This is a genomic window from Streptomyces sp. ISL-96 (genome assembly GCF_018614035.1).
Taxonomy (GTDB): domain Bacteria; phylum Actinomycetota; class Actinomycetes; order Streptomycetales; family Streptomycetaceae; genus Streptomyces.
On record NZ_JAGGPA010000010.1, the window covers coordinates 78,696 to 101,727 of the forward strand.

At 70.1% G+C, this 23,032-nt stretch carries 17 protein-coding genes and 1 pseudogene; 5 read left to right on the top strand and 13 right to left on the bottom strand.

Annotated elements, in window-relative coordinates; translation table 11 throughout:
* Positions 1 to 131: 131 nt before the first annotated feature.
* From J7E96_RS07120 to J7E96_RS07135, 4 genes are all read right to left on the bottom strand, one after another.
* The gene (locus tag J7E96_RS07120; protein WP_308295867.1) at positions 132 to 1,826 is read right to left on the bottom strand and encodes an acyclic terpene utilization AtuA family protein; all 1,695 of its coding nucleotides are present in this window, start codon (positions 1,824 to 1,826) and stop codon (positions 132 to 134) included.
* Positions 1,823 to 2,644 carry a TIGR03084 family metal-binding protein gene (locus tag J7E96_RS07125; RefSeq protein ID WP_215128588.1) on the bottom strand — a complete coding sequence of 274 codons (822 nt, stop codon included), beginning with the start codon at positions 2,642 to 2,644 and terminating at the stop codon, positions 1,823 to 1,825. The genes J7E96_RS07120 and J7E96_RS07125 overlap by 4 nt, the downstream gene beginning before the upstream one ends.
* A 103-nt stretch (positions 2,645 to 2,747) precedes the next feature.
* Positions 2,748 to 3,728: a DMT family transporter gene (locus J7E96_RS07130; RefSeq protein ID WP_215128590.1), complete on the bottom strand. Its 981-nt coding sequence runs from the start codon at positions 3,726 to 3,728 to the stop codon at positions 2,748 to 2,750.
* Between the two features lie 75 nt (positions 3,729 to 3,803).
* Positions 3,804 to 6,584 carry an FAD-binding and (Fe-S)-binding domain-containing protein gene (locus J7E96_RS07135; RefSeq protein WP_215128630.1) on the bottom strand — a complete coding sequence of 927 codons (2,781 nt, stop codon included), beginning with the start codon at positions 6,582 to 6,584 and terminating at the stop codon, positions 3,804 to 3,806.
* A 457-nt stretch (positions 6,585 to 7,041) separates the two neighbouring features.
* Here J7E96_RS07135 and serC point away from each other — a divergent pair, with 457 nt between their 5' ends.
* Positions 7,042 to 8,160: a phosphoserine transaminase gene (serC, locus tag J7E96_RS07140; protein WP_215128592.1), complete on the top strand. Its 1,119-nt coding sequence runs from the start codon at positions 7,042 to 7,044 to the stop codon at positions 8,158 to 8,160.
* A 280-nt stretch (positions 8,161 to 8,440) separates the two neighbouring features.
* Positions 8,441 to 9,124, top strand: a complete 684-nt coding sequence (locus J7E96_RS07145; RefSeq protein ID WP_215128594.1) for a DUF4360 domain-containing protein — start codon at positions 8,441 to 8,443, stop codon at positions 9,122 to 9,124.
* Positions 9,125 to 9,209: 85 nt separating this feature from the next.
* Here J7E96_RS07145 and J7E96_RS07150 read toward each other — a convergent pair whose 3' ends face one another.
* The gene (locus J7E96_RS07150; RefSeq protein ID WP_215128596.1) at positions 9,210 to 10,022 is read right to left on the bottom strand and encodes an ABC transporter permease; all 813 of its coding nucleotides are present in this window, start codon (positions 10,020 to 10,022) and stop codon (positions 9,210 to 9,212) included.
* Positions 10,019 to 11,020, bottom strand: coding sequence for an ATP-binding cassette domain-containing protein (locus tag J7E96_RS07155; protein ID WP_215128598.1), 1,002 nt, complete (start codon positions 11,018 to 11,020; stop codon positions 10,019 to 10,021). The genes J7E96_RS07150 and J7E96_RS07155 overlap by 4 nt, the downstream gene beginning before the upstream one ends.
* Before the next feature lie 98 nt (positions 11,021 to 11,118).
* Here J7E96_RS07155 and J7E96_RS07160 point away from each other — a divergent pair, with 98 nt between their 5' ends.
* Positions 11,119 to 11,892, top strand: coding sequence for a TetR/AcrR family transcriptional regulator (locus J7E96_RS07160; RefSeq protein WP_215128600.1), 774 nt, complete (start codon positions 11,119 to 11,121; stop codon positions 11,890 to 11,892).
* 37 nt (positions 11,893 to 11,929) lie between these two features.
* Here J7E96_RS07160 and J7E96_RS07165 read toward each other — a convergent pair whose 3' ends face one another.
* The 4 genes from J7E96_RS07165 to J7E96_RS07180 form a co-directional block, all read right to left on the bottom strand.
* Positions 11,930 to 12,673: a hypothetical protein gene (locus tag J7E96_RS07165; protein ID WP_215128602.1), complete on the bottom strand. Its 744-nt coding sequence runs from the start codon at positions 12,671 to 12,673 to the stop codon at positions 11,930 to 11,932.
* A gap of 88 nt (positions 12,674 to 12,761) precedes the next feature.
* Positions 12,762 to 14,051, bottom strand: a complete 1,290-nt coding sequence (locus J7E96_RS07170) for an ATP-binding protein (RefSeq protein ID WP_215128604.1) — start codon at positions 14,049 to 14,051, stop codon at positions 12,762 to 12,764.
* 179 nt (positions 14,052 to 14,230) lie between these two features.
* Positions 14,231 to 14,428: a DUF6381 family protein gene (locus tag J7E96_RS07175; protein ID WP_215128605.1), complete on the bottom strand. Its 198-nt coding sequence runs from the start codon at positions 14,426 to 14,428 to the stop codon at positions 14,231 to 14,233.
* Positions 14,429 to 14,524: 96 nt separating this feature from the next.
* A complete protein-coding gene (locus tag J7E96_RS07180) occupies positions 14,525 to 15,568 on the bottom strand; it encodes an esterase-like activity of phytase family protein (protein WP_215128607.1) in 1,044 nt (347 codons plus the stop codon).
* 59 nt (positions 15,569 to 15,627) lie between these two features.
* On the opposite strand from J7E96_RS07180, the gene J7E96_RS07185 reads away from it, so the two are divergent.
* Positions 15,628 to 16,341, top strand: a complete 714-nt coding sequence (locus J7E96_RS07185) for a GDSL-type esterase/lipase family protein (protein ID WP_215128609.1) — start codon at positions 15,628 to 15,630, stop codon at positions 16,339 to 16,341.
* A gap of 365 nt (positions 16,342 to 16,706) precedes the next feature.
* Here J7E96_RS07185 and J7E96_RS07190 read toward each other — a convergent pair whose 3' ends face one another.
* Together J7E96_RS07190 and J7E96_RS07195 are read right to left on the bottom strand one after the other, a co-directional pair.
* On the bottom strand, positions 16,707 to 17,255 hold the full coding sequence (locus tag J7E96_RS07190; RefSeq protein ID WP_215128610.1) for a DUF1062 domain-containing protein: 549 nt from the start codon (positions 17,253 to 17,255) through the stop codon (positions 16,707 to 16,709).
* 399 nt (positions 17,256 to 17,654) lie between these two features.
* Entirely contained in the window at positions 17,655 to 18,317 is a 663-nt protein-coding gene (locus J7E96_RS07195; RefSeq protein ID WP_215128612.1) for a GPP34 family phosphoprotein, read from the bottom strand.
* A gap of 431 nt (positions 18,318 to 18,748) precedes the next feature.
* Between J7E96_RS07195 and J7E96_RS07200 the strand changes: the two are divergent.
* Positions 18,749 to 19,310 (top strand): annotated as a pseudogene (locus J7E96_RS07200) (transposase family protein); the annotation flags it as partial.
* Between the two features lie 221 nt (positions 19,311 to 19,531).
* Here J7E96_RS07200 and J7E96_RS07205 read toward each other — a convergent pair.
* Positions 19,532 to 21,808, bottom strand: a complete 2,277-nt coding sequence (locus tag J7E96_RS07205) for a VCBS repeat-containing protein (RefSeq protein WP_215128614.1) — start codon at positions 21,806 to 21,808, stop codon at positions 19,532 to 19,534.
* Positions 21,809 to 23,032: the final 1,224 nt, after the last annotated feature.

The window sequence follows — 23,032 nt, forward strand, 5'->3', positions numbered from 1 at the left end:
CCAGACCCCGGTCCTCAAACGCCTGACGGGCTGAAAGGGGCCGGAGCGAGCCTGAACCGGGGCTCCGCCCCGGGCCCCGGTCCTCAGACGCCGGACGGGCTGGAAGTGGTCGCAGCGAGAGTGTTGTGCCGTCACAGGAGTACCTCCGGGATGTCGATGTGCCGGGAGCGCAGCCACTCGCCCAGGGCCTTCGCCTGGGGGTCGAAGCGGGCCTGGGACGCGACTCCCTCGCCCAGCAGGCCCTCGACGACGAAATTCAGCGCGCGCAGGTTCGGCAGGACGTGGCGCGTCACCGGGAGCGGTGAGGTCTCCGGGAGGAGGGCTCGGAAGCGGTCCACCGTGAGTGCGTGCGCGAGCCAGCGCCACTCCTCGTCCGACCGCACCCATACGCCTACGTTCGCGTCCCCGCCCTTGTCCCCGCTGCGCGCGCCCGCGACAGCGCCGAGCGGGGCCCTGCGTGTCGGACCCGTCAGTGCGGGCGGCAGCTCGGCGGCACTCACCGCCTCAAGTGCTCGCGTACGTACGGGGTGCCGCACCTTCACCCGCTCTCCCCCCGGCAGCACGGCGACGTGCTCCACGTCCGCCGGGTCGACGTACACCGCCTCGAAGACTCCGTACGGCGCGCCCTTCCCGGGTGGCGCCGTCACGTGGAAGCCCGGGTAGCTGCCGAGCGCGAGCTCGATCGCCGCTCCACTGATCACGCGGCCGACGTTCGCCGGATCGGGGTCCCGCACGACCAGCCGCAACAGCGCGCTCGCGCGTTCCTGCGTGTCCGCGTCGGGCCGGTCCGTGCGCACGAGTTCCCAGCGGACCTGTGCCGGGCGGCGCTTGGCCGCCGACAGGGCTTCCTCCACCTGGGCGCGCACCAGCGCGGCCTTCGCCTCGATGTCCAGGCCGGTCAGTACGAACCCGACCTCGTTGCGCCAGCCGACCCGGGTCAGCCCCGCCTTGAGGGTGGGCGGCGGGGCCTCTCCGCGTACACCCGAGATCCGCACCCGGTCGGGGCCCTCCTGGGCGAGGCGGACGGTGTCCAGGCGTGCTGTGACGTCCGGACCGGCGTACCGGGGTGCGCCCGTTTCGTAGAGGAGCTGCGCGGTGACCGTTCCCGTGTCGACGTAACCGCCCGTTCCCTGGTGCTTCGTTATGACGGAAGAACCGTCGGAATGGATCTCCGCGAGTGGGAAACCGGGGTGCCTTATGTCGCGATGTCCGTCAAGGAACGCGTAGTTGCCGGCCGTCGCCTGCGTTCCGCACTCCAGCACATGCCCCGCCACCACCGCCCCCGCCAACCGGTCGTACTCCTCGGGACCCCACCCGAACCACCACGCCGCCGGTCCCGTGACGAGTGCCGCGTCCGTGACGCGCCCCGTCACCACCACGTCCGCGCCCGCTCCGAGGCACTGCGCGATCCCGCCGCCGCCCAGGTAGGCGTTCGCGGTGAGCGCTCCCTGGGGCAGCGGCAGGCTGTCGCCCTCCACGTGGGCGACGCGTACGGGAACGCCGACCCGGTCGGCGAGTTCCCGTACGGCGTCGGCGAGCGCTCCCGGGTTCAGTCCGCCCGCGTTCGCGACGATCCGCACCCCGCGCTCGTGCGCGTGGCCGAGGTTCTCCTCCAATTGCCGCAGGAACGTCTTCGCGTACCCGAGCCGTGGGTCCTTCAGGCGGTCGCGTCCGAGGATCAGCATGGTCAGTTCGGCGAGATAGTCCCCGGTGAGTACGTCGAGTTCGCCGCCGGTGAGCATCTCGCTCATGGCGTCGAAGCGGTCGCCGTAGAAGCCCGAGGCGTTGCCGATGCGCAGTGGCCGGCGTCCGGGCAGCGAAGTCACCTCGCTTCCCCGTCCCGCTTCGGCTCGCGCCCCGCCCCCGCCGGCCCGGCGAACGCCTGCGCGATGTCCAGCCACCGGTCGGCGTCGGCTCCCTCTGCGCGTACGGCGAGATCGTCACGGTGGGCCCGCTGCGTCACCAGGAGGCAGAAGTCGAGCGCCGGCCCGGTCACCCGCTGCCGGGCGTCCTCGGGCCCGTACGCCCACAGCCCGGACCCGTCGCCACACGCGTGGCCGTCCGGCGGGGTCAGTTCCACCCGGAACTCCTCGGCGGGCGGCGTCAGGCCCCGTACGGCGAAGGCGTAGCCGCGCGCCCGCACGCCGATCCGGGCCACGTGCCGCAGCCGCGCCGTGGGCTCGCGTCGTACGCCCAGCGCGTCCGCGATGTCCTGCCCGTGCGCCCAGGTCTCCATCAGCCGCCCGGTCGCCATCGAAGCGCCGCCCATCGGCGGCCCGTACCAGGGGAACCTCACCCCGTCCGGCGCCGCCCGCAGCGCCCGCTGAAGCTGCTCGCGCCCGTCCCGCCACCACTCCAGCAGCTCGTCGACGGGCAACGCGGCCCCCGCCTCGGCGCCCTCGTCGACGAAACGCTCGGGCGCGTTCAGCGCCTCCCGCACCTCCGCCGCGAAGCCCTCCGGGTCGGTGACGGACAGCAGCGCGGCCGTGTCCGTCCAGGCGAGGTGGGCGATCTGGTGGGCGACGGTCCAGCGTGGCGCGGGCGTGGCGAGCGACCATTGCTTCTCGCTCAGGGCCCCGACCAGCTGGTCGAGTTCGTCCCCTTCGGCACGGAGATCATCGAGCACGGCTGCCGGATCGGACACGGTGCGCTCCCCTCGGGGTAGGGCGGTGTGTCCGGAGCATGGCAGCCCCTCAAGAAACAAGCAAGCGTGCTTGCATTATTTAGTGCGCGGGATTACTCGGACCTCACGCCACCGGCTTCGACCGCTCCCGACGCCTCTGCCGCGACTGGCTCCGTACCGCGCCCATGCTCGCCCCGATGACCAGCGCGATCGCCAACGCGTCGGTCGTGGAGAGCGCTTGGTGCAGCACCAGGAACCCGGCGACCGCCGCGATGGCCGGCTCGAGGCTCATCAGTACGGCGAAGGTTGCGGACGGCAGCCGGCGCAGCGCCAGCAGCTCCAGCGTGTACGGCAGTACGGACGACATGAGCGCGACCGCCACACCCAGCGCCACCGTGCGCGGCTCCAGCAGCCCGCTGCCCGCCTCCGCGATCCCGAACGGCAGGTTGATCAGCGCCGCGACCGCCATCGCGAGCGCCAGCCCGTCAGCCTGCGGGAACCTGCGCCCGGTCCGCGCGCTGAAGAGGATGTACGCCGCCCAGCAGCCACCGGCGGCGACCGCGTACGCCGCGCCGACCGGATCCAGCCGGTCGAAACCGCCCCCACTGAGCAACGCGACGCCGCCGAGCGCGAGCGCGGCCCACACGACGCTCATGGCACGGCGGGACGCGTACACGGAGAGCGCGAGCGGGCCGAGCACCTCAAGGGTCACCGCCACGCCCAGCGGGATACGGTCCAGCGCCTGGTAGAAGAGGCCGTTCATGCCCGCCATGGCGAGGCCGAAGGCGGCGATGGTCCCCCAGTCGGCGCGTGCGTACCCGCGCACCCGCGGCCGGCACACGACCAGCAGGATCACGGCGGCGACGGCGAGGCGCAGGGCGACGACACCGGCCGCTCCCGTGCTCGGCATGATCGTGACCGCGACAGCGGACCCGAACTGCACGGACAGCCCACCGGCCACCACCATCGCCACCGGCCCCAGCCGGGCCCCGAGACGCCCTCCGGTGCCCGCAGTGGGCGCCGGGGCGGGGACGTCGCCGGATACCGATGGAGCGGGGGCAGGGGCGGGCACGTGGCCGGGGGCGGCGGAGGTGGGCTGATCCATACGCTCCACGGTAAGTGGACCAGGACCGTTCCCTGCCCACGCCCCTGACCGAGGTGACGCGCATTACAGAGCCTTTTACTCAGCCTTCCGGTCTCCCTCGGCCGGCTCCTCTGCCGGCTCCTCTGCCGGCCCGTCCGCCAGCCCGTCCGCCAGTACCTCCGCCAGGTGCCTCGCTCGGTGGCCCGCCAGTTGTTCCAGCTGGGTGCGGCAGGAGAAGCCGTCGGCCAGGAGCTCCGTTCCCGGGGTGGCGTCGCGCACCGACGGGAGCAGTTGTTCCTCCGCGCAGGCGACCGATACGTCGTAGTGGCCGCGCTCGAAACCGAAGTTTCCGGCGAGGCCGCAGCAACCGCCGCTCAGTGCGCCGGTGAGGCCGGCCTTTTCGCGCAGCCGCCGTTCCGCCGCGTCGCCCAGTACGGCGTGCTGGTGGCAGTGCGTCTGGCCCGCGACCTGGCGGTCGATCCGGGGTGGCTGCCAGTGCGGGGCGTACTCCTCCAGTACCTGCGCGAAAGTGCGTACCGAGGAAGCGAAAGTGGCCGCTCTCGGGTCGTCCGGCAGGAGCTCGGGCAGGTCCGCCTTGAGCGCGGCCGCGCAGCTCGGTTCCAGGACTACGACGGGCAGTCCGGCGGCGCGTTCCATGCCGTCCAGGGTGTGGCGCATGACCGCGCGGGCCCTGTCGAGTTGTCCGGTCGAGACGTACGTCAGGCCGCAGCACAGCTGCCGGGGTGGCATCGCCACCCGCAGACCGGCCGCTTCAAGTACGCGCACCGCTGCGCGGCCGACGTCCGGGGACAGGTGGTTGGTGAACGTGTCGGGCCACAGGACGACCGTGGTGGCCCCTGTGGCGCCGGACTGCGACGGTCGTTCACGGTTGCGGCTGTTCCGCGCTCGCCACCAGCTCCTGAAGGTGCTCGGTGCGGGGGTCGGCAGGTCGCGTTCCGGTGCGATGCCGCCCAGGCGCTTCACGAGAGCGGTCAGCGGGCGTACCCGGGAAGCGGGCCGCAGCACACGCGCGAACGGAGCCGCCGCGCGCAGCCACACGGGAAGCCATCCCATCGCGTAGTGCGCCGCGGGGCGCACGCGGCCCTTGTAGTGGTGGTGCAGGAATTCCGCCTTGTACGTCGCCATGTCGACGCCCACCGGACAGTCGCTCCTGCATCCCTTGCACGACAGGCACAGGTCGAGCGCGTCCCGCACTTCCTCGGAACGCCAGCCGTCCGTGACGACCTCCCCGGCGAGCATTTCGTGCAGCAGACGCGCGCGCCCGCGCGTGGAGTGCTGTTCGTCTCCGGTGGCGCGGAAGGAGGGGCACATGACGCCCGCTCCCGGCGCCGCCTCGGTGCGGCACTTCGCGACGCCCACACAGCGGCGTACGGCGGCCGAGAAATCGCCCCCGTCCTGCGGGTAGGCGAAGGTGACGTCGACGGGCTGCTTGGGGAGCACCGCGAAGCGGAGGTTCTCGTCCAGCCGGGCAGGGCGGGCGAGCATGCCGGGGTTCATTCCGCCGGCCGGGTCCCACACGTCCTTGAAGCGGCCGAAGAGGGCGACGAGTTCGTTCCCGTACATCTTCGGAAGCAGTTCGGCGCGCGCCTGTCCGTCGCCGTGTTCGCCGGAGAGGGAGCCGCCGTGCGCGACGACGAGTTCCGCCTGTTCCTCGGAGAACGCACGGAAGCGGCGTACGCCCGCCTCGCTGAGCAGGTCGAAATCGATACGGACATGGATGCAGCCGTCGCCGAAGTGGCCGTAGGGCGTGCCGCGCAGGCCGTGCTCGGCGAGCAGGGACCTGAAGTCCCGCAGGTACGCGCCGAGCCGTGCGGGCGGTACGGCGCAGTCCTCCCAGCCGGGCCAGGCCTCGCTCCCGTCGGGCATCCGGGTCGCCGTACCGCTGGCGTCCTCGCGGATGCGCCAGAGGGCACGCTGTCCGGCCGCGTCCGTGACGACCGTTCCGTCGAGCGCCTGGGCGGCCTTCAACAGGCCCTCCGCGCGGGAGAGGGCTTCGGCCGGCGTGTCCCCGCCCATCTCCACGAACAGCCAGGCGGAGCCGCGCGGGAGCAGCATGCGTTCCTTCTCGGGAACGAGGTCTTCGGCCATCCCTTCCACGGTGAGCGGGCTGTACGGAAGGAGCGCGGGAGCGGCCTCGGCAGCGGCGCTCTCACCGGCGTACCCGAGAACGGCGAGTGCGCGTGCACGGGGTGCTTCCACCAGGCGTACGGTCGCCTCGCTCACCACCCCGAGCGTGCCCTCGCTTCCGCAGAACGCACGGGCGAGGTTCACGCCGTTCTCGGGAAGCAGCGCGTCCAGTGCGTACCCCGAGATGCGGCGCGGCAGCTCCGGGAAGCCGGTACGCAGGAGCGCCAGGTTGCCGTTCACGAGTGCGCGCAGTCCTTCGGGCGCGTCGCCGTACCAGCCCTGTCCGAGGCGCAGCACGTCGCCGCCGCCGTAACGGACGACCGACAGGTCGTAAATGTTGTCGGCCGTCGTTCCCCACGCCACCGAGTGGGAACCGCACGAGTTGTTGCCGATCATGCCGCCGAGCGTGCAGCGGCTGTGCGTGGACGGGTCGGGCCCGAAGGTCAGCCCGTACGCCCCCGCCGCGGCCCGCAGGTCGTCGAGGACGACGCCGGGCTGAACCACGGCAGTACGGACGTCGGGATCCAGGTCGGTGATGGCGCGCATGTGTCGGGTGAAGTCGAGGACGACGCCCGTGCCGGTCGCCTGGCCGGCGATCGACGTGCCACCGCCGCGCGGCACGACGGGCACCCCGTGCGCCCGGCAGACGGCGAGCGCGGCGGCCACGTCGTCGGTGTCGTACGGGGCGACGACGCCGAGCGGCACGCGCCGGTAATTGGAGGCGTCCATCGTCATCAGGGCGCGCGCCGCCGCGTCGAAGGCGACCTCCCCGCGCACGGCGCCGCGCAACTCGCGCGCCAGCGCGGCCGTGTCGTTCCTGGGCCGCGCCTCACCCTGTCTGCCCCGCCCGTTCCGTCCGTCACGCCGGTCACGCTTACGCCCGTCACGCTGCTCAGCCATGCGCTCAAGGATGCCGATGACTTACTACTCCCGGCGAGGCCGCAGACGCACGCTCGGGCTCGGTACGCCGAAAGGATGAAGCTCGGCGCAGCAGTAACGGAGTGGGTGGGCGTGCCTGTGGCGCTTTCCCCACCCCGCCCCTTCCCGAACCGGGGCGCTGCCCCAGACCCCGCTCCTCAAACGCCGGAGGGCTGAAAGGGGTCTCGCATCTCACCACCCGGAGCGCGCGTCTCACTCGCCGGACGCGCACCTCCAGCACCTCCACGGACCGGCTACGCTCCGGAGCGTGGCTGAGATCCAGATTCCCGCTGACATGAAGCCCGCCGACGGCCGTTTCGGCGCGGGCCCCTCCAAGGTGCGTACGGAGGCGCTGGACGCCCTGGCCGCGACCGGCACCTCCCTCCTCGGTACGTCCCACCGCCAGGCCCCGGTCAAGAACCTGGTCGGCTCGGTGCGTGACGGCGTACGCGACCTCTTCCAGCTCCCCGAGGGCTACGAGGTGATCCTGGGCAACGGCGGTTCCACCGCCTTCTGGGACATCGCGACCCACGGCCTGATCGAGCGGAAGTCCCAGCACCTGAACTTCGGCGAGTTCTCGTCGAAGTTCGCGAAGGCCGCCAAGCTGGCGCCCTGGCTGGACGACCCGACGGTCATCGCCTCCGACCCCGGCACGCACCCGGACCCGCAGGCCGAGGCGGGCGTGGACGTCTACGCGTTCACGCACAACGAGACCTCGACCGGTGTCGCGGCGCCGATCAAGCGAGTCGAGGGCGCCGACGCCGGCTCCCTCGTCGTGGTCGACGCCACCTCCGGCGCGGGCGGCCTGCCGGTCGACATCGCCGAGACCGACGTCTACTACTTCGCTCCGCAGAAGTCCTTCGCCTCCGACGGCGGCCTGTGGATCGCGGTCTTCTCCCCCGCCGCCCTGGAGCGCGCCGCGCGCGTCCACGCGTCCGGCCGCCACATCCCGGAGTTCTTCAGCCTGCCCACGGCGATCGACAACTCCCTCAAGAACCAGACGTACAACACCCCGGCGCTCGCGACCCTCTTCCTGCTGAACAACCAGCTGGAGTGGATCAACACGCAGGGCGGCCTCGACTGGTCGACCCGCCGCACCGCGACGTCCGCGGGCAACCTGTACGGCTGGGCCGACGAGTCCAAGTACGCGACGCCCTTCGTCACCGACCCGGCGAAGCGCTCGCAGGTCATCGGCACGATCGACTTCTCCGACGAGATCGACGCGACGGCGGTCGCCAAGGCGCTGCGCGCGAACGGCATCGTCGACACGGAGCCGTACCGCAAGCTGGGCCGCAACCAGCTGCGCGTGGCGATGTTCCCGGCGATCGACCCGGCCGACGTCCAGGCCCTGACGGCCTGCATCGACTACGTGATCGAGAAGCTGTAGCAGTTCGCGTGTGACACGCGGGACACGTGTGAGGGGCCCGTCCGACACCGTCGGACGGGCCCCTTTTCCGTGCCTTTTCCGTGCCTTTTCCGTGCCTTTTCCGTGCTCGGCCGATAACCGCTCTATCCAGGTCCCGCCCCGCTGCTTACAGTCCGAAGGGTTCCGGCGCCTTGAACGCCGGCCGGCACCGCTTGAATGTTTGACATGTGCACGCCATTGCGTGCGCGCCAATTCCTTCGGTTGGACCCTCCAAGTTCCCCCGACGACCGATCGGAGCACCATGCCCGAACCCACGAGCACGCCCGCGCGACGAGCGTTATTCGCCGGCGGTGCGGCCGCCGCGCTGCTCGCCTCCACCCTGTTCGCACACAACGCCTCCGCGGCCACGAACCAAGGCATCGTCGCACCGCCCGACAAGATCGTCATCGAGGTCGCGACCGTCAACGGATCGGGCTGCCGCCAGGGAACGGCCGCTGTCGCCGTCTCCCCGGACAACACGGCCTTCACCGTTACGTACAGCGACTACCTCGCCCAAGTGGGCGTGGGCGCCAAGCCGACCGACTTCCGCAAGAACTGCCAGCTCAACCTGATCGTCCACGTCCCGCACGGCTTCACCTACGCCGTCGCCAGCGCCGACTACCGCGGCTACGCCCGCCTCCAGGCGGGCGCCACCGCCGTCCAGAAGGCGTCGTACTACTTCCAGGGCTCGCCCGACACGGCGTCCAGGACCCACCCGTACACCGGGCCGTACGACAACAACTGGCAGGCGACCGACGAAACCGACTGGGGCCAGCTGGTCTGGGCGCCCTGCGGGGTGAAGCGCAACTTCAACATCAACACCGAGCTGCGCGTCAGCGCGGGCACCTCCGACCCGACGAAGACGACCAGCTTCATCGCCATGGACTCGACGGACGGTGAGATCAAGACCATCTACCGGCTCGCCTGGAAGGAGTGCCCGGCGTAGCCACGGCGGGGTGGGCCCGCCCCCTCCCGGGCCCACCCCAACTCCCCGATGGCTCCCCGGCTCAGCGACTCCCCGACTCCCCGACTCAGCGACTCAGCGCCTGGAACCGCCGCACAGCCAGCGGCAGGAACACCGCCGTGATCGCCACCGGCCAGACCACCGCCATCAGCACCGCGTTCTCCTCGATCCACGTGCCACCGCTGACCGGCTGCCCGAACAGCTCGCGCGTCGCCGTGACCGTCGACGAGACGGGGTTCCAGGCCGCGACCGGCCCCAGCCAGCTCGGCATCAGGGACGGAGCCACGAAGATGCTGGAGATCATCGTCAGCGGGAAGGCCACCGCGTAGAGCCCGCCGGCCGCCTCCGCGTTGGGGAGGAGCAGCCCCAGCCAGACCCCCACCCAGATCAGGCTGAGGCGCAGCAGCAGAAGCAGCACGAAGGCCCCCACGGCGGCGAGCGCGCCGCCCTCCGCCTTCCAGCCGATGAGCAGCGCCGTCACCGCCAGGATCGTCAACTCGGCGCAGGCGACGAGCAGATCGGACACGCCGCGCCCCGACGCCACCGCCGACGGCGCCATCGGCATGGAGCGAAACCGGTCGATGACGCCCTTCGAGGCATCGTTGACCACGGCCATCGTCGTGCCCATGAACCCGAAGGCCATGGTGGAGGCGAACATGCCGGGCATCAGGAACTCCCGGTAGTCCCCGCCGCCGGGCACCGCCATCGCCTCGCCGAAGACGAACCCGTACAGCAGCACGGAGATGATCGGGAAGCCGAGCTGCCAGATGATGGCGATGGGCTGGCGCTGGTAGTGGGTGAGGCTGCGCCTGGTTACGTTCCAGCAGTCGGCCAGCGCCCAGTACAGCCGTCGCTCGGAAGTGCTAGCAGTACTGCTCATGCCGCTGTGGCCTCCAGTTCCGCACGGTGTCCGGTCAAGCGCATGAATACGTCGTCGAGGCTCGGCCTGCGCAGGCCGATGTCCTCCACCGCGACCCCCTCCTCCTGAAGGGTCCGCGCCACCTCCGTCAGAGCCGCCACCCGGTCGCCGACCTGCGCGTGCACCCGCAGCGCCGCGCCGTCCGTCTCCGGTTCGGTTTCCGAGACCCGCGCGATCACCTTCGCGGCGACCGCGAGATCCGCCGCCTGTGCGACCACGACTTCGATACGGTCGCCGCCGACCCGGTTCTTGAGGCCGTCCGGGGTGTCGTCGGCGATGGCCCGCCCCCGGTCGATGACGGTGATGTGCGAGGCGAGCTTGTCGGCCTCGTCCAGGTACTGGGTCGTCAGCAGTACGGTCGTACCGCCGGCCACCAAGGCCCGTACCGCATCCCACACTTCGCCCCGCCCGCGCGGATCGAGCCCGGTCGTCGGCTCGTCGAGGAAGAGCACCCGCGGGGCGAGGATCATCGACGCGGCGAGGTCGAGCCGGCGCCGCATCCCGCCGCTGTACGCGCCCACGCCCTTGTCCGCCGCCTCGACCAGGTCGAACTGCTCCAGCAGTTCACCGGCCCGCACCCTCGCCCGCTTCCCGCCCAGGTGAAAGAGGCGGCCGAACATTTCGAGGTTCTGGCGCCCGGTCAGCACCTCGTCGACCGCGGCGTACTGGCCGGTGAGGCCGATCCGGCGGCGTACGAGCCGTGGATCGCGGGTCACGTCCACGCCCGCGACCTCCGCGCGGCCGCCGTCGAACTTGAGCAGCGTGGCGAGAACGCGCACGGCGGTCGTCTTGCCCGCGCCGTTGGGGCCGAGCAGGCCGTGGACGGTGCCGGCGCGGACGGCGAGATCGAAGCCGTCGAGGGCGAGCTTTTCCGCGCCGCCCTTCGCGCCCTTCGAGCCCTTTTCGGCGTACCTCTTCTGGATTCCTTCCGCCCGAACGGCGTAATCGGTGGCACTCACAAGGGGCTCCCCTTCCCGTTCACGACTTAACTGAGTACGGCGTACTCTGATGAGAGTACGCCGTACTCAGTTCCTGTCCAGAAGATTAGGGTGACCCCATGAAGAAGACGACCGGGACCGGCGAAACGAGTAGCGGGAGCGGCAGCGGCGACATCAGCCGCAGCCTCGAACTCCTCTGGGGTACGGGCGACCGCCCCAGCCGCGGCCCCAAGCCCGGCCTGACGCTGGACCGCATCGTCGCGGCTGCCGTGGCGATCGCGGACGCCGAGGGCATGGACGCCGTATCGATGCGCCGGCTGTCCACCGACCTCGGGACCGGCACCATGTCGCTGTACCGCTACGTACCGGGGAAGGCCGAGCTGCTCGACCTGATGCTCGACCGCGTACAGGGCGAGCCGCTCGACTCCGTCGACACCGGAGAGCCGGTGGACTGGCGTACGGCGGTCGAATCCATGGCCCGTACCCACCTCGATCTCCTGCGGCGCCACCCGTGGCTGCTCAAGATCAACCAGGCGCGTACGGTCCTCGGCCCGAGCGCCGTGCGCGGCCTCGAAATGTCGCTGGCCGCGCTCAAGGGCATGGGGCTACGGGACGCCGAACTGATCTCGGTGATCATCACGGTGCAGAGCTTCGTCATCGGAATCGCCCGTATGGAGGCCCAGTCCGCGGAGGCCGCCAAGGAGACGGGGCTGAGTCACGAAGACTTCTGGGAAGGGCAGCGGCCGTACCTCGAAAGGGCCATGGCGAGCGGCGAGTTCCCGCTGATGGCGGCGCTCGCGGAGGACGCGTTCTCGACCGACTTCGACCACTTCGATTTCGGTCTGCGCCGACTGATCGCCGGCTTCGAGACCTTGGTCGCGGAACGCGCGTAGGGGACGCGCGCAGGGAAGCTGACGCGGGGGCCCGGCGTCAGTCAGCCGTGCCGGGCGACACCGCCGGCTCCTGCCCCTCGTCCCGCTGCGCCACCCGCGCATTCATGATCAGCACCACGCCCGCCGCCAGCACCCACACCCCCAGCAGCACAGGCGTCGCCCATGCGCTGAAGGGTGCCCCCAGCGACAGCACCGCGACCACGAACCCGAACCACCCGAGCCACCCCGGCACCGCCCGCGACTCACGCGCCACACGCCACACCGCGAACAGCAGCACCGCCGCGCCGACCATCGCTGCGATCGTCGCGCCGTACGCCAGGTCCAGGAGCAGGATCGCGATGAGCGCCGTGTCGGGGCCGACGCGGAAGACCTCGGATGCGTTCGCCGTGATCGCGAACATGTTCCCCGCGATCGCCGAGACCATGAGGGAAACGGTGAACACGGTGCCGCCCACCAGCACGAGGTGTGAGCGGTTGCCCGCCAGGCGGGACAGGGCGACCAGGAAGAACATGAACAGCAGACCGGCGGCCAGCAGCATCAGGGCCGACGTTTCCGCCAGCACCTGATTGCTGTCCTTCGAGTAGAAGTTCACGACGTTACTGATCGCGCCCCGCCCGCTCGTGTCCGGAGTACGCATCCACAGGATGTGCCCGGCGATCAGCAGCCCTCCGGCCACCAGCCCGGCGATCCCCGACCACAGGTCACGGTGCGGGGCCGGTTCCGGATGAGAGGCGAAAGGGGAAGGCGAGGAGGAAGGGGTTTGTGCGTTCTGCGACGCCATGATCGTGGCCTCCCACGTGACGTGAGCATCCCCGAGCCGTCCGTCCCATTTTGTCACCAGGGGCTGCCGACGCACGCGGAACCGCCTCTCAGAACCGCGCGTGAGCCGTGATGTCCGCGTCGAACTGGTCGATCATCGCGGGCGTCACCGTCGGCCGGCACTGCGCGATGGCCGCCAGGTAGTCGTCCGTACTCGCGCCGAGCGCGCGCGGATCGCCCGTACCGGCTCCGATCTCCTCCAGGTCGCGCTCGAACGCGCCCTGCGCGGCGATACGGGCCGCATGCTCGATGTCGGCGGGCGTGAACAGCTCGCTCGCCTCCACCAGCCGCGCCACGTCCACATCCGCCCGGCCGTCCGTGTAACGGGCCCAGATCGCCGCCCGCGCCGCAGTGTCCGGCGTACCGATCGGGATCAGGTAGTCGAACCTGCCGGGCCGCAGGAACGCCGGGTCCAGCGACCGGATGGAGTTGGTGGCGCACACCAGCAGCCGCTCGTCGCCCTCCCGGAAGCCCGGTATGAGCTTGAGCAGCTCATTGGTCACGCCGTGCATGCCGCCGGGCTGCGCGGGCTCGGTCCGTACGGGCGCGATCTCCTCCACCTCGTCGATGAAGACGAGCACCCGCTCAAGCTCGGCGATACGGGCGAACGCGTCGCGCAGCGCCGCAGCCAGGTTGCCCTCGTCGGCCAGCCGCGACGGCAGCAGCTCTACGAACGGCCAGCCAAGCTTGGAAGCGATGCCGCGCGCGAACGTCGTTTTGCCGGTCCCGGGAGGCCCGAAGAGCGCGACTGCGCGCGGCGGCCGGACCCCGTGCCGGGCGGCTCGCTCCGGCTGTGCGAGCGGAAGTACGACGCGCCGCTCGATCAGGTCCTTCTCCGCCTCCATGCCGGCCACCTTGGCCCAGAGATCGCTGGGCAGGAAGCGCCCGCCGAGGTCCTCAAGGAGGCTGGCGGACGGCCCGTGGAGCGGCTCGACCTTCTCGAAGTACGCGACTGCGGGCTGGCGCGTGTACCCCGCGTTGAGCAGCCCCTCGCCGAGCAGATCCTCTTCGGGCAGTACGTACGCGATACGCCCCACGCGGGCGGCGACGAGCCGCCGCTCCAGCTCCACCAGGAGCGCGCTGGCCAGGCCCCGGCCGCGCCACGCCGAGGAGATCGCGATGCGCATCACCCAGGCACGCTCGCCGGCGACGCACGCGAGCGCCGCGCCGATGGGAACGCCCTGGTGCACGGCGACGACGGCGGGCTGCCGTGAGGTGAGCGCACCGATGCACTCGGCGAGCGAGAAGACGGACTCCTGCCCGAGCTCGGCCGTGGTGTCGATCAGGTGGACCACTGCCGCGAGATCGCTCTCGCGGTAGTCGTGGATGAGCCAGTTCACCGATACCGCCCCTCGTAGGTGCTGGTGCTGTTCCGGTGAGGCTAGGGGCGACGGTGCGGCGGGTCCTGCGCCACTGTGCACAATCGGGGGCGGGAAGTCGGACGATCCGTATGTAGCCAGGACGCACCGATGGCCCCCCGCCGCTTTCGCGGGACGGAAGGCCATCGGCTCGTGTACGACTACTCAGGCGGGTACCCCTGCTGGCCGCCGCCGCTCATCTTGCCCTCCTGCTGGCTCTGCTCCCGCAGCCGGTCGGCCTTCTCCATCAGCTTCTGCCGTTCCTGCGGATCGGTTGCACGGTCCGCGGCCTCCCTCAGCTGGTCGGCCTTCTGGCGCATCTGCTCCACGCGGCCACGGGAATCGCCTGTAACGCTCATCGTCACTCCTTGACGGTAGGAAGAGCGGTCCCCTTCAGCGAACCAGGGCATCGTCACCGTCGCACGTCGAACGATTACACTGTGTTACGCCACCACCTAAGGCCGCCGCCGCAGCAGCCGCTTGAGCCCGACGAACGCGGCGATCACACCGCCGAGCACAACGACGCCAAGAGTGACGTCGCCGCCACCAGCGCCGTCAGTGTCACTGCCGCCACCGCCCTTTTCGCCGTCACCGGAACTCCCCGCTCCTGACGGCGACTTGGCCCCGGCCTCCCGCTTCTCCTCGACCTCAACCCGCTCGACGCCACTCCCGACGCCCTCCGAGCCGAACATCATGGCCGTCCCGTCGGCCGTGTACGTCACCGACTCGGCCTGTCCCTGGAACGGTGCGCGCACGCTCCGGTCGGCCCCGAGCCGCCCGCTGTCCTTCCAGTCGTACGCACGGGCGCTGAAGTAGGAGCGCAGCACCAGCTCCTTCCCGTCCGGCGAGAACGCCCCGTCCGTAACCCACGGCACCTTGCCCACCCGCCGGAAGACGTTCGTACCGCCGGCCGTCAGCCGGGCGGGGCCCTCGTACAACCCGCCGCCGTCCTCGTTCTTGCTGGCGATGTAGACGCGGCCGGTCTTGGGATGCACCATCAGCGCTTCGGCGTTGCGGGGCCCGTCGGCGTACTTGACGGTGAACTGGGTGGCGTCGACCGTCGCGTTGGTGAGCTGCTTGGGCTCGGGAAAGCGGTAGATCCACACGTGGTTCCAGCTGCCGTCGAGGTTGTCGCCGATGTCACCGACGTACACGTTCCCGTCGGGCCCGATGGAGATCGCTTCGACGTCGCGCGGCGCGCCGATCCCGCGCATGGTGAGGGTCGCGACCGTATCGCCGCTCTTGGAGTCGACGGCGTAGATGAACGCGCCGTCGTCGCTGTCGTTGTGCGTCCAGTAGATGCCGGGGTGGATGCGACTGGCGGCCAGGCCACTGGACTCGGTGATCCGTGGGTCCTTGATCGTGAAGCCGTCGTCGGCGGTGGCGGTGGCGGTGGCGATACCGGCCGACGCGAGGAGGAGAAGGCCAGCGGCGGCGCTGGGGGCGACAACGTACGAGAGCGGGCGGTACGAAAGCGGACGGTACGAGAGCGGACGCATGGCCCCAAGTGTTCATCATCACGTCGCAGGCCACGGCGGTGATCCGGGATGATGGCGCAATGCGCTTCCTGTTCGTCGGCGACTCCATGACCATCGGGCGCGCCGGCGACTTCACGTGGCGCTATCGCATGTGGCAGCACCTGGTGACGTCGTACGGCGGCCCCTTCCAGATCGTCGGCCCCCGCACCGAGCTGTACGACACTTTCGCGAACGCACCGCTGTCGTACGAGTACGCCGACCCGGCCTTTCCCGCGCACGCGCGCCGCCACCTGTCGGGGTGGGGGGAGGGCTGGCTGCACATGGCGCCGTTGATAGGGGAGACGGTCGCGTCGACGAAGGCGGACGTCCTGCTGGTCTCGCTCGGCCTGATAGACCTCGGCTTCTACACGGACGCGGCCCAGACCGCCGACAACGCGGAACGCTTCATAGCGGAGGCACGCGCGGCCAATCCGGGGGTGTGGATGGTGATCCACCCGGTGATTCCCAACGTCCGGGCGGAGTCGGACGCTCCGTTCGCGGCGGAGTGCGACCGCTTCAACGAGCTTCTGGCGAAGGCGGTAGCGAATCTGGACGCGCCCGGCACGTCCCCGCTGCTGCTGGCGGCACCTCACGCGACGTACGACATCCACCAGGACACGTACGACGGCACGCACCCGGGCCCGACGGGCGAACACAAACTGGCGGCGGCTTTCGCGGAGGCGATGTACGAGGGGTGGGGCGTGGGAGGGCGGTACGCCTGCGCGTCGCCGGCTGTTTTGTTCAGCGGGGCGTAGCGCGGGTCACCTTGCGCATCCGGGCGCTTCGATCGCTTCCGCTGGTGGGGCCGCCCCCGGGGCGGGCCCGGCGCAAGGCCCGTCCGCTGGTGCGGCATCCCCATTCCGGACGCACACGCGCACCCCGCTGAGTGGGCAGCCGGCCATCCGTTTCGACCTCAAGCACGTTGCTGATGTGGGTGGGTGGAGGGGCAACGAAGACGGTCACCCAGCGAGCCATGCGGGTCGAAACGCTCCCATGACGGCCGGAAGCGAAACGGCTGAGACGGATGGGACTGAAGGGGCGTTCGGATTCATCAAGTGCTGGGTTAGTTAGGGCCTGTCCGACGGCTCTTGCCGGACAGGCCCCTGGTCCCGAGGAGGGCTCAGCGCTTGAGCGTGAAGGTGAAGTCGCCGGAGAGCTTGCCGCTCAGCCGGACTGCCGACACGAGTTTCCCCTCCCTGATCAGTCTCTCGACCTCGGCCCGCGAAAGACCGCAACCTTCAGCGATCAGTCGCACCGGACGGACAGGGATCCGCGCCGCAAAGCGGACCGAGACGTCGATCACCTCGCGGTCCAGTTGATCCGATCCACTGGTGTCGAGGCGCCAGGCGTTGTCCCAGTCGAGGGCGATGCGATTACGGCGCTGCACGACCGGATCCTGGAGCAGCTGAGCTGTCAGGCCAGGGTCGTTGTCATGCAGCCGGTCCAGCAGCTCAGGCCGTACGGAGCGCACGTTCATCCGCTCCAGGACCGTGAGCTTCGCCGTGTCCCCGCAAGCGGTACAGAGCACGAGGAGCCAGGCGTCGAGGAGCTTGTGGTTTGCGTTGACGCGAAATTTACCGTTCGCCCGGAAGCGCTCGGACGCGCACGCGTGGCAACGGCGGAGAACGGTCGGCAGGCAGGTGGGCATGACCACCCAGTTGTCGAGCACAGAAGTACACCGGTTTCAGTGAGAAGTCCGCAGCAAAAAGGAGCGCGGCGCACATGCGCGACGCGCGACACATCAGCTCTCGGGAGGTCTCACAGGGTGTACAACGGCACGTCCTTGCCTAGACGACTTGGTTCGGCAGCACGGTAGCGGCGCACAGCGGCGCTGCTCCACTGGTTTTCGAGCGCCTCACCGCCAGGTTCTGTCCGTGGCGACGGCCCGGAAGTTCTTGAGCCTGTTGATCCGGCGGGCCGACCGCCTTTTGCAGCGGGCGGCGCCCACGAGGAGCAGACAACTCGCCGTAGCCAGTCGGCGGATGGCGGTCCTCACTTCGCGGTCACCGCCACCGTATGGGCACGGATGCTCCATCTCTACGCGGGCTCGTACTCACTGCTCCGTGGTCTAACTCCCGGCCGTGGCGGCCGTTACCACGGTGACCGCGACCATCGCCGCCTGCATGTCGCGGATGGCAGCGCGGACGCTCTCGGCCGCCCACTGCCCGGTGGCCACTTCCGCCATCCGCGTGGTGACCTGCTTGCGCGGGCTGTCGGGAAAGGCCAGGCGGTGCAGCTTGGCGGAGTGAATCAGCGCGATCAGGCCCGCTGTCCGTGTGTCGGGCTCGGCGCCGCCCAGTACGACGGCGCGAAGCCGTTCCCGCAACTCAGCCTCGACGGCGCCGTCGGCCTCGGGGTAGCGGCGTATCGGGAACACGCCGAGTGCCTTGTGCTTCTCCTCCACGACCACTCCGCGCTTGCACAAGCTCTCCAGAGCCGCACCGACGGCCTTGCTCTGGTCCTTCGTCAGCCACTCCGTCACCCGTCGCTTCTTGCGACCGCGCAGCCAGGCCTCGATCAGTGCCGTCCGGCTGTCGAGCAGTTGGTCCCCGGTCGGCGTCGTGTCAGTCAGTTCCAGGTACTTGTCTGCAACGGACACCCGTCCGGCCAGGACTAGTTCGAGCAGGATCCCTCCCGACACTGCCCACCCAGCGGCTTGCCGCTGCTTCGCCGACCCGGACTCATCGTCCAGAGACAGCAGCATGATTTCCTCGGCCAGTGTGATCGCCATAGCCCTACCCCCGTTTACGCTAAGTGATCGCTTTCTCATGAGTCAGACGCCCGGAACCGCTAAGGGGTTCCCCGTCAATTCCGGCACCTTCGCGGGCAACATCGTCGAGACCTGCAACGAGATACGCCCCTGGGGGCAAGGACGCATCTGCCTGCGGTGGTCCGAGCTGCGGATTCATGCAGTGCGTCGGGGCTTTTGTTCCTGCCTTGTGCAGTGTTACGGGGCGGGCCGGACGGAAATCCTCAGGGACTCGCGGCCACCTGTTCACGCCCGATGGCTGGTTCGGACTGGTGCCTGGTCATGGAGATGGCGGTCCCCTTCGCGGGATACGACATGGCGGAGTCAGGCCGCGTAGAGGTGGGCGCCAATCAGCGGCGAGACCCCGCCCGCGGATCACCTCGGCGAGACGGTACTGGCAGTCAGCGAAGAGGGTGCCCCGAGCAGCGGGCGGATCGCACTGGAGATCACCTTCGACTCCGGCCGCGTCGCAGCCGTCCTGGATAGCCCCGTTCACCGGGTTGAGCCCCGCTGTTTCGGCATGTTGTTGACACAGTTGCGGCACGAAGGAGCTGACGCGGTCCGCAGAGGCCGGCCGTGGAGCTTGCCGCTGGAGGACCGGGTGCTGCTGGTCACGGCTTACTGGCGCACCAACTCGACGCTACGGCAGCTTGCACCACTGTTCGGCGTCTCAAAGTCCGCAGCCGACCGCATCATCCGCCACCTCGGCCCCCTGCTCGCGTCCACCAACCACCAGGTCGTCATCGACGCCGATACCCGGCGCGTCATCGTGGTCGGCCGACCGTTGCCCGGCAACCGCAACGACTGCAAGGCGTGGGCACTGTCCGGAGCCAAGGACGCCGTCGGCCGCACCACCGTGATCGCCGACGGCGGCTACCGGGGCACCGGCCTGGTCATCCCGCACCGCCGCGAGCGCGGGCAGAGCGAACTGCCGGCTGGAAGGAAGAGCACAACACTTCTCACCGCCAGGTCCGCGGGGCGAGGACGGCCTCGTCCGGACGGGGGTCTCGGACACGCGGGGCGAACGGGAGCCGATGCCCGTCCCTCACGGAACCTGGAGAGGGCGGATGCGGGCTGCTGCTCGTATCCGCCCTCACCGGCGCCTGGGCGCCAAGGACGGCCGCGTCGAAAGGACCGTCTGGGCGACCGTGCCGACGTCCCGTCAGAACAGGGTCACCGGATGGAGGCCCACGTCGTCAGAAAACCGAGTTGACGGGTGCCGAGTTCCCAAGCAGGTTGCCCGGGGCAGCGGGCTTGAACGGGGCCGCCGTGTTGCCGGTGCCCGCGTAGAACTTGGCGCCCGAGGTTCCGACCGCGTAGAGATCGGCCCGCCCGTCGCGGTCGGCGTCGCCGATGCCGACGAGGTGGGTGAAGACGCCCCAGCCCCCGCCGATCCTCGTGCGCGGTGCATAGGTGCCGTCGCCCCTGCCCTCGTACAGCCACAGGACACCGGCCTTGTCGCGGGCGACGAGGTCTCCGGCGGAGGTGCCGGTGATGTTGCCGGTGGCGGTGAGCTGGTTGTAGATCCCCCAGCCCCGGCCGATCTTCTTGCGGGGTGCGAACGGCGCGCTCGTGCTGCCCGTGCCCTTGTAGAACCACACGTCGCCGGCGGCGTCGGTGGCGAGGAGATCGGACTTCCTGTCGCCGTTGAGGTCGCTGCCGCCGGTTATGTTGTTGTAGATCTGCCAGCCGCCGCCGATCTTCGTACGGCCGGCGAAGTTGCCGTTTCCGTTGCCCTGGTAGAGCCAGAGCACGCCGGCCTTGTCACGGGCGACAAGGTCGCCGGCCGGGCTGCCGGCGATGTTCCCGACGGCCTCCAGCTGGTTGTAGATCTGCCAGCCGCTGCCGACCTTCACCCGACCCGTCGAGTACGGCTGCGGCGCGGACGCCACCTTGGCCGAGTCGTCGCGCCACAGCACGCCCGCGGCGTCACGGGAGAGCAGGTCCGGTGTGCTGTTGTTCGTGTAGTCGTGCAGGCCGGTCGTACGGGTGACCTTGAAGGTGCCGGTCTGCGCGACGTCCGGACCGATGCCGTTGAGCGGGGAGGCGGTGAAGTCCCAGGCGTAGTCGCCGCTGGGCGCGAACTCCTTCATGCCTTCGGCGTTGGGGAGCATCCCGTCCCAGCGGAAGTCGACGGCTCCCTTGCCCTCGTAGGTGCCCGCCTTCGCGAAGTCGTACCGCACGCTGCGGCCCGTGCCGACATGACGCACCGTCACGGAGCCCTTGGCGTTGGCCCGGGAGAGCACCCAGCGGAGCAGGGCCTGACCGTTGTTCTTGTCGAGGTCGACGACCGGGGGAGTGGCCGCGGTGTGCAGCGTGAGCACGGTCGGCTCGCCGGTGCTCGCGATGAGCGTGGCGGTGGGCTTGCCGTCCGCCCCGAGTACGATCCGGTAGACCCCCTCGCCGTGGGCGACCGTACCGCCGCGTACCAGGAGCGCGCCGTCGGCCGTGGGGACGGTGGACGAGGCGTGGTCGAGGAGCTTGACCGTGGATTCGTCGACGAGGTTGACGGCACTGAGCGCGAAGCGTGGGGACGCTTCGGTCGCGGCCGCGCCGCCCGGAGCCGCGTACGTGACCCAGTCGCCCAGGACGCCGATGTGCGGGCGGACGGAGTTGCCCAGGTCGGCCGCTTCCACGGCCGGCGTGCTCCCCGAACCGTCGCGGGTGGCGTACATGAGCTTGGCGTGCGCGGACGTCGGGGCGTCGACCCAGACCCAGCGGTCCCCGGAGAGGGCCGTGTCGGTGTCGTACGCGGACACGCCCACCTCGCGCTTCTCGACGACGGAGGCGGTGGCGACGTCCACGACGGCGAGGTAGGAGCGGTCGGTGTCGGCATCCGCCGAGACGTACCGGACGAGCGCCGAGCTGTCCGACAGGGCCTCGACGCTCTGGACCCTCGAGTTCGGCGTGAGGCCGGTCACCTGCCGGTCGCTGCCCGCCTGGTTCCCCTCGCCGATCAGACGGAGCTGGCCCACCTTGTTCTGGCTGTCCCAGGACGAGAAGACGAGAGTCCTGCCGACCACGCCCTTCCAGTAGAGCCGGGTGTCGGTCTGGTTGACGACCGCGGGGTCGCTGCCCGGCGATGACATGTCATGGAGCAGGTACCGGGTCGTGCCGTCCTCCTTGGCGACGACAGTGTCGGAACCGCCGCCGCGGTACCCGCTGTACCACTCCGGGAGGCCCGTGGTGGTGCCGTCGACGGTGCTGGTCCAGCGGTAGTACGTGTGGTCCCATCGGCGCTCCACCGACAGAAACCCGGTCGGGCCGACACTGAGGATCTGGTCGGTGCGGGGGATGGAGATGACGCCGTCGACGGTCGCCTGCGCGTCGGCGGGTCCGGCGTCCGCGGCGGCGGCAGCGGTGGGCGTCGCGGCGATCGCGGGCGCCGTCGCGAGGCTCGCACCGACGGTCACGGCCAGAACGGTGGTGACGGCCGCGACGAGCTGATGTCGAGCGGGACGAACATGGATCAAAGCGGGTTCCTCTCAAGCGACCGGGCGCGCACCAGGGGCTGCGCGCCCGGTCACACTCTTGATCACATCAGAAGGTTGTGCTGGGTGGCGATGTCGTCAACCGACGGAGGTGTCCCTCAGGCGAAGTGGTCATACCGGCGCTTGGTGCCGTCGAAGTACACACCGACCTGCTCACGCGAGCGGAAGGGTGTTCCAGCCGCCGCCCACCCGGATACGGGACGCGAAGGTGCCGTCGCCCTTGCCCAGGTACAGCCACGGACGACGACACGCATCACGGCCTTGGCGGGCTTGGTGAGGTCTCAGTCGACCTCGATGTACGCGACGAGAATGAGCGCAACGGTGGCCGCCGGCCCCAGAGGGCGCCTCAGGCCAGCCTTCTGCTCGAACGTCAGGGTGAAGCCGTGACCAGCAGCACCCGGTCCTCCAGCGACAAGCTCCACGGCCGGCCTCTGCGGCAGCCAGCGCGGAGACGGGGATGACGATCAGAGGGCCGCCCATCGACTCCACCCAGACAGGAGAGGCATGGACCGTATCGAGGTGGAGTCCCCTTCCGGGAAGCCCTATCCACCAGGCGGCCAGTGGTGCTGCGGTGGTGCTCTATGACGTGCCCCCCTGACGGGACAGCCGTCATCACCCGGCTCCTCACCTCATCGACCGGACAAGGTCTAATCCAGCATGTGACGCAGACCGAGCCTTTCCACACCGGCGTAAATGCCGCATAAGGGATGCGCAGGTTCGTCTTCTGTTGGGTTCGTCGCATTCCGCCCCGGCCGCCCGCGCCGACAGAACCACTTGCTCCTGGACGGCCCTCCACCCACCCACATCAGCAACGTGCTTGAGGTTCGGCCGATCACCGCTCGGGGGTGGACGCCGAACCGGCCCGAGTCACCCCATTCAACTGTCGCGCCCAGCCTGCAGACTTGCCGGTCCGCAGGTCGAAACGGATGGCCGGCTGCCCACTCAGCGGGGTGCGCGTGTGCGTCCGGAATGGGGATGCCGCACCAACAACCGTCGCCGCACCCGCTAAGACTGGGGCCGAGCCGCCCCCTAGACCCGTACTTCGCAGGTCACCCGATCGTGAAGATCAACTGGTCACGACCGATCGCCGCTCAGTCCGGTCCGCAACGGCGATCGCAATGCCGGTCCGATCCGGTCGGGTTCGGACGCCGAAGAGCCGCTGCGGCGAACCTTTTCAGCGACCCGCGAAGTCCGGGCCTAGACCTC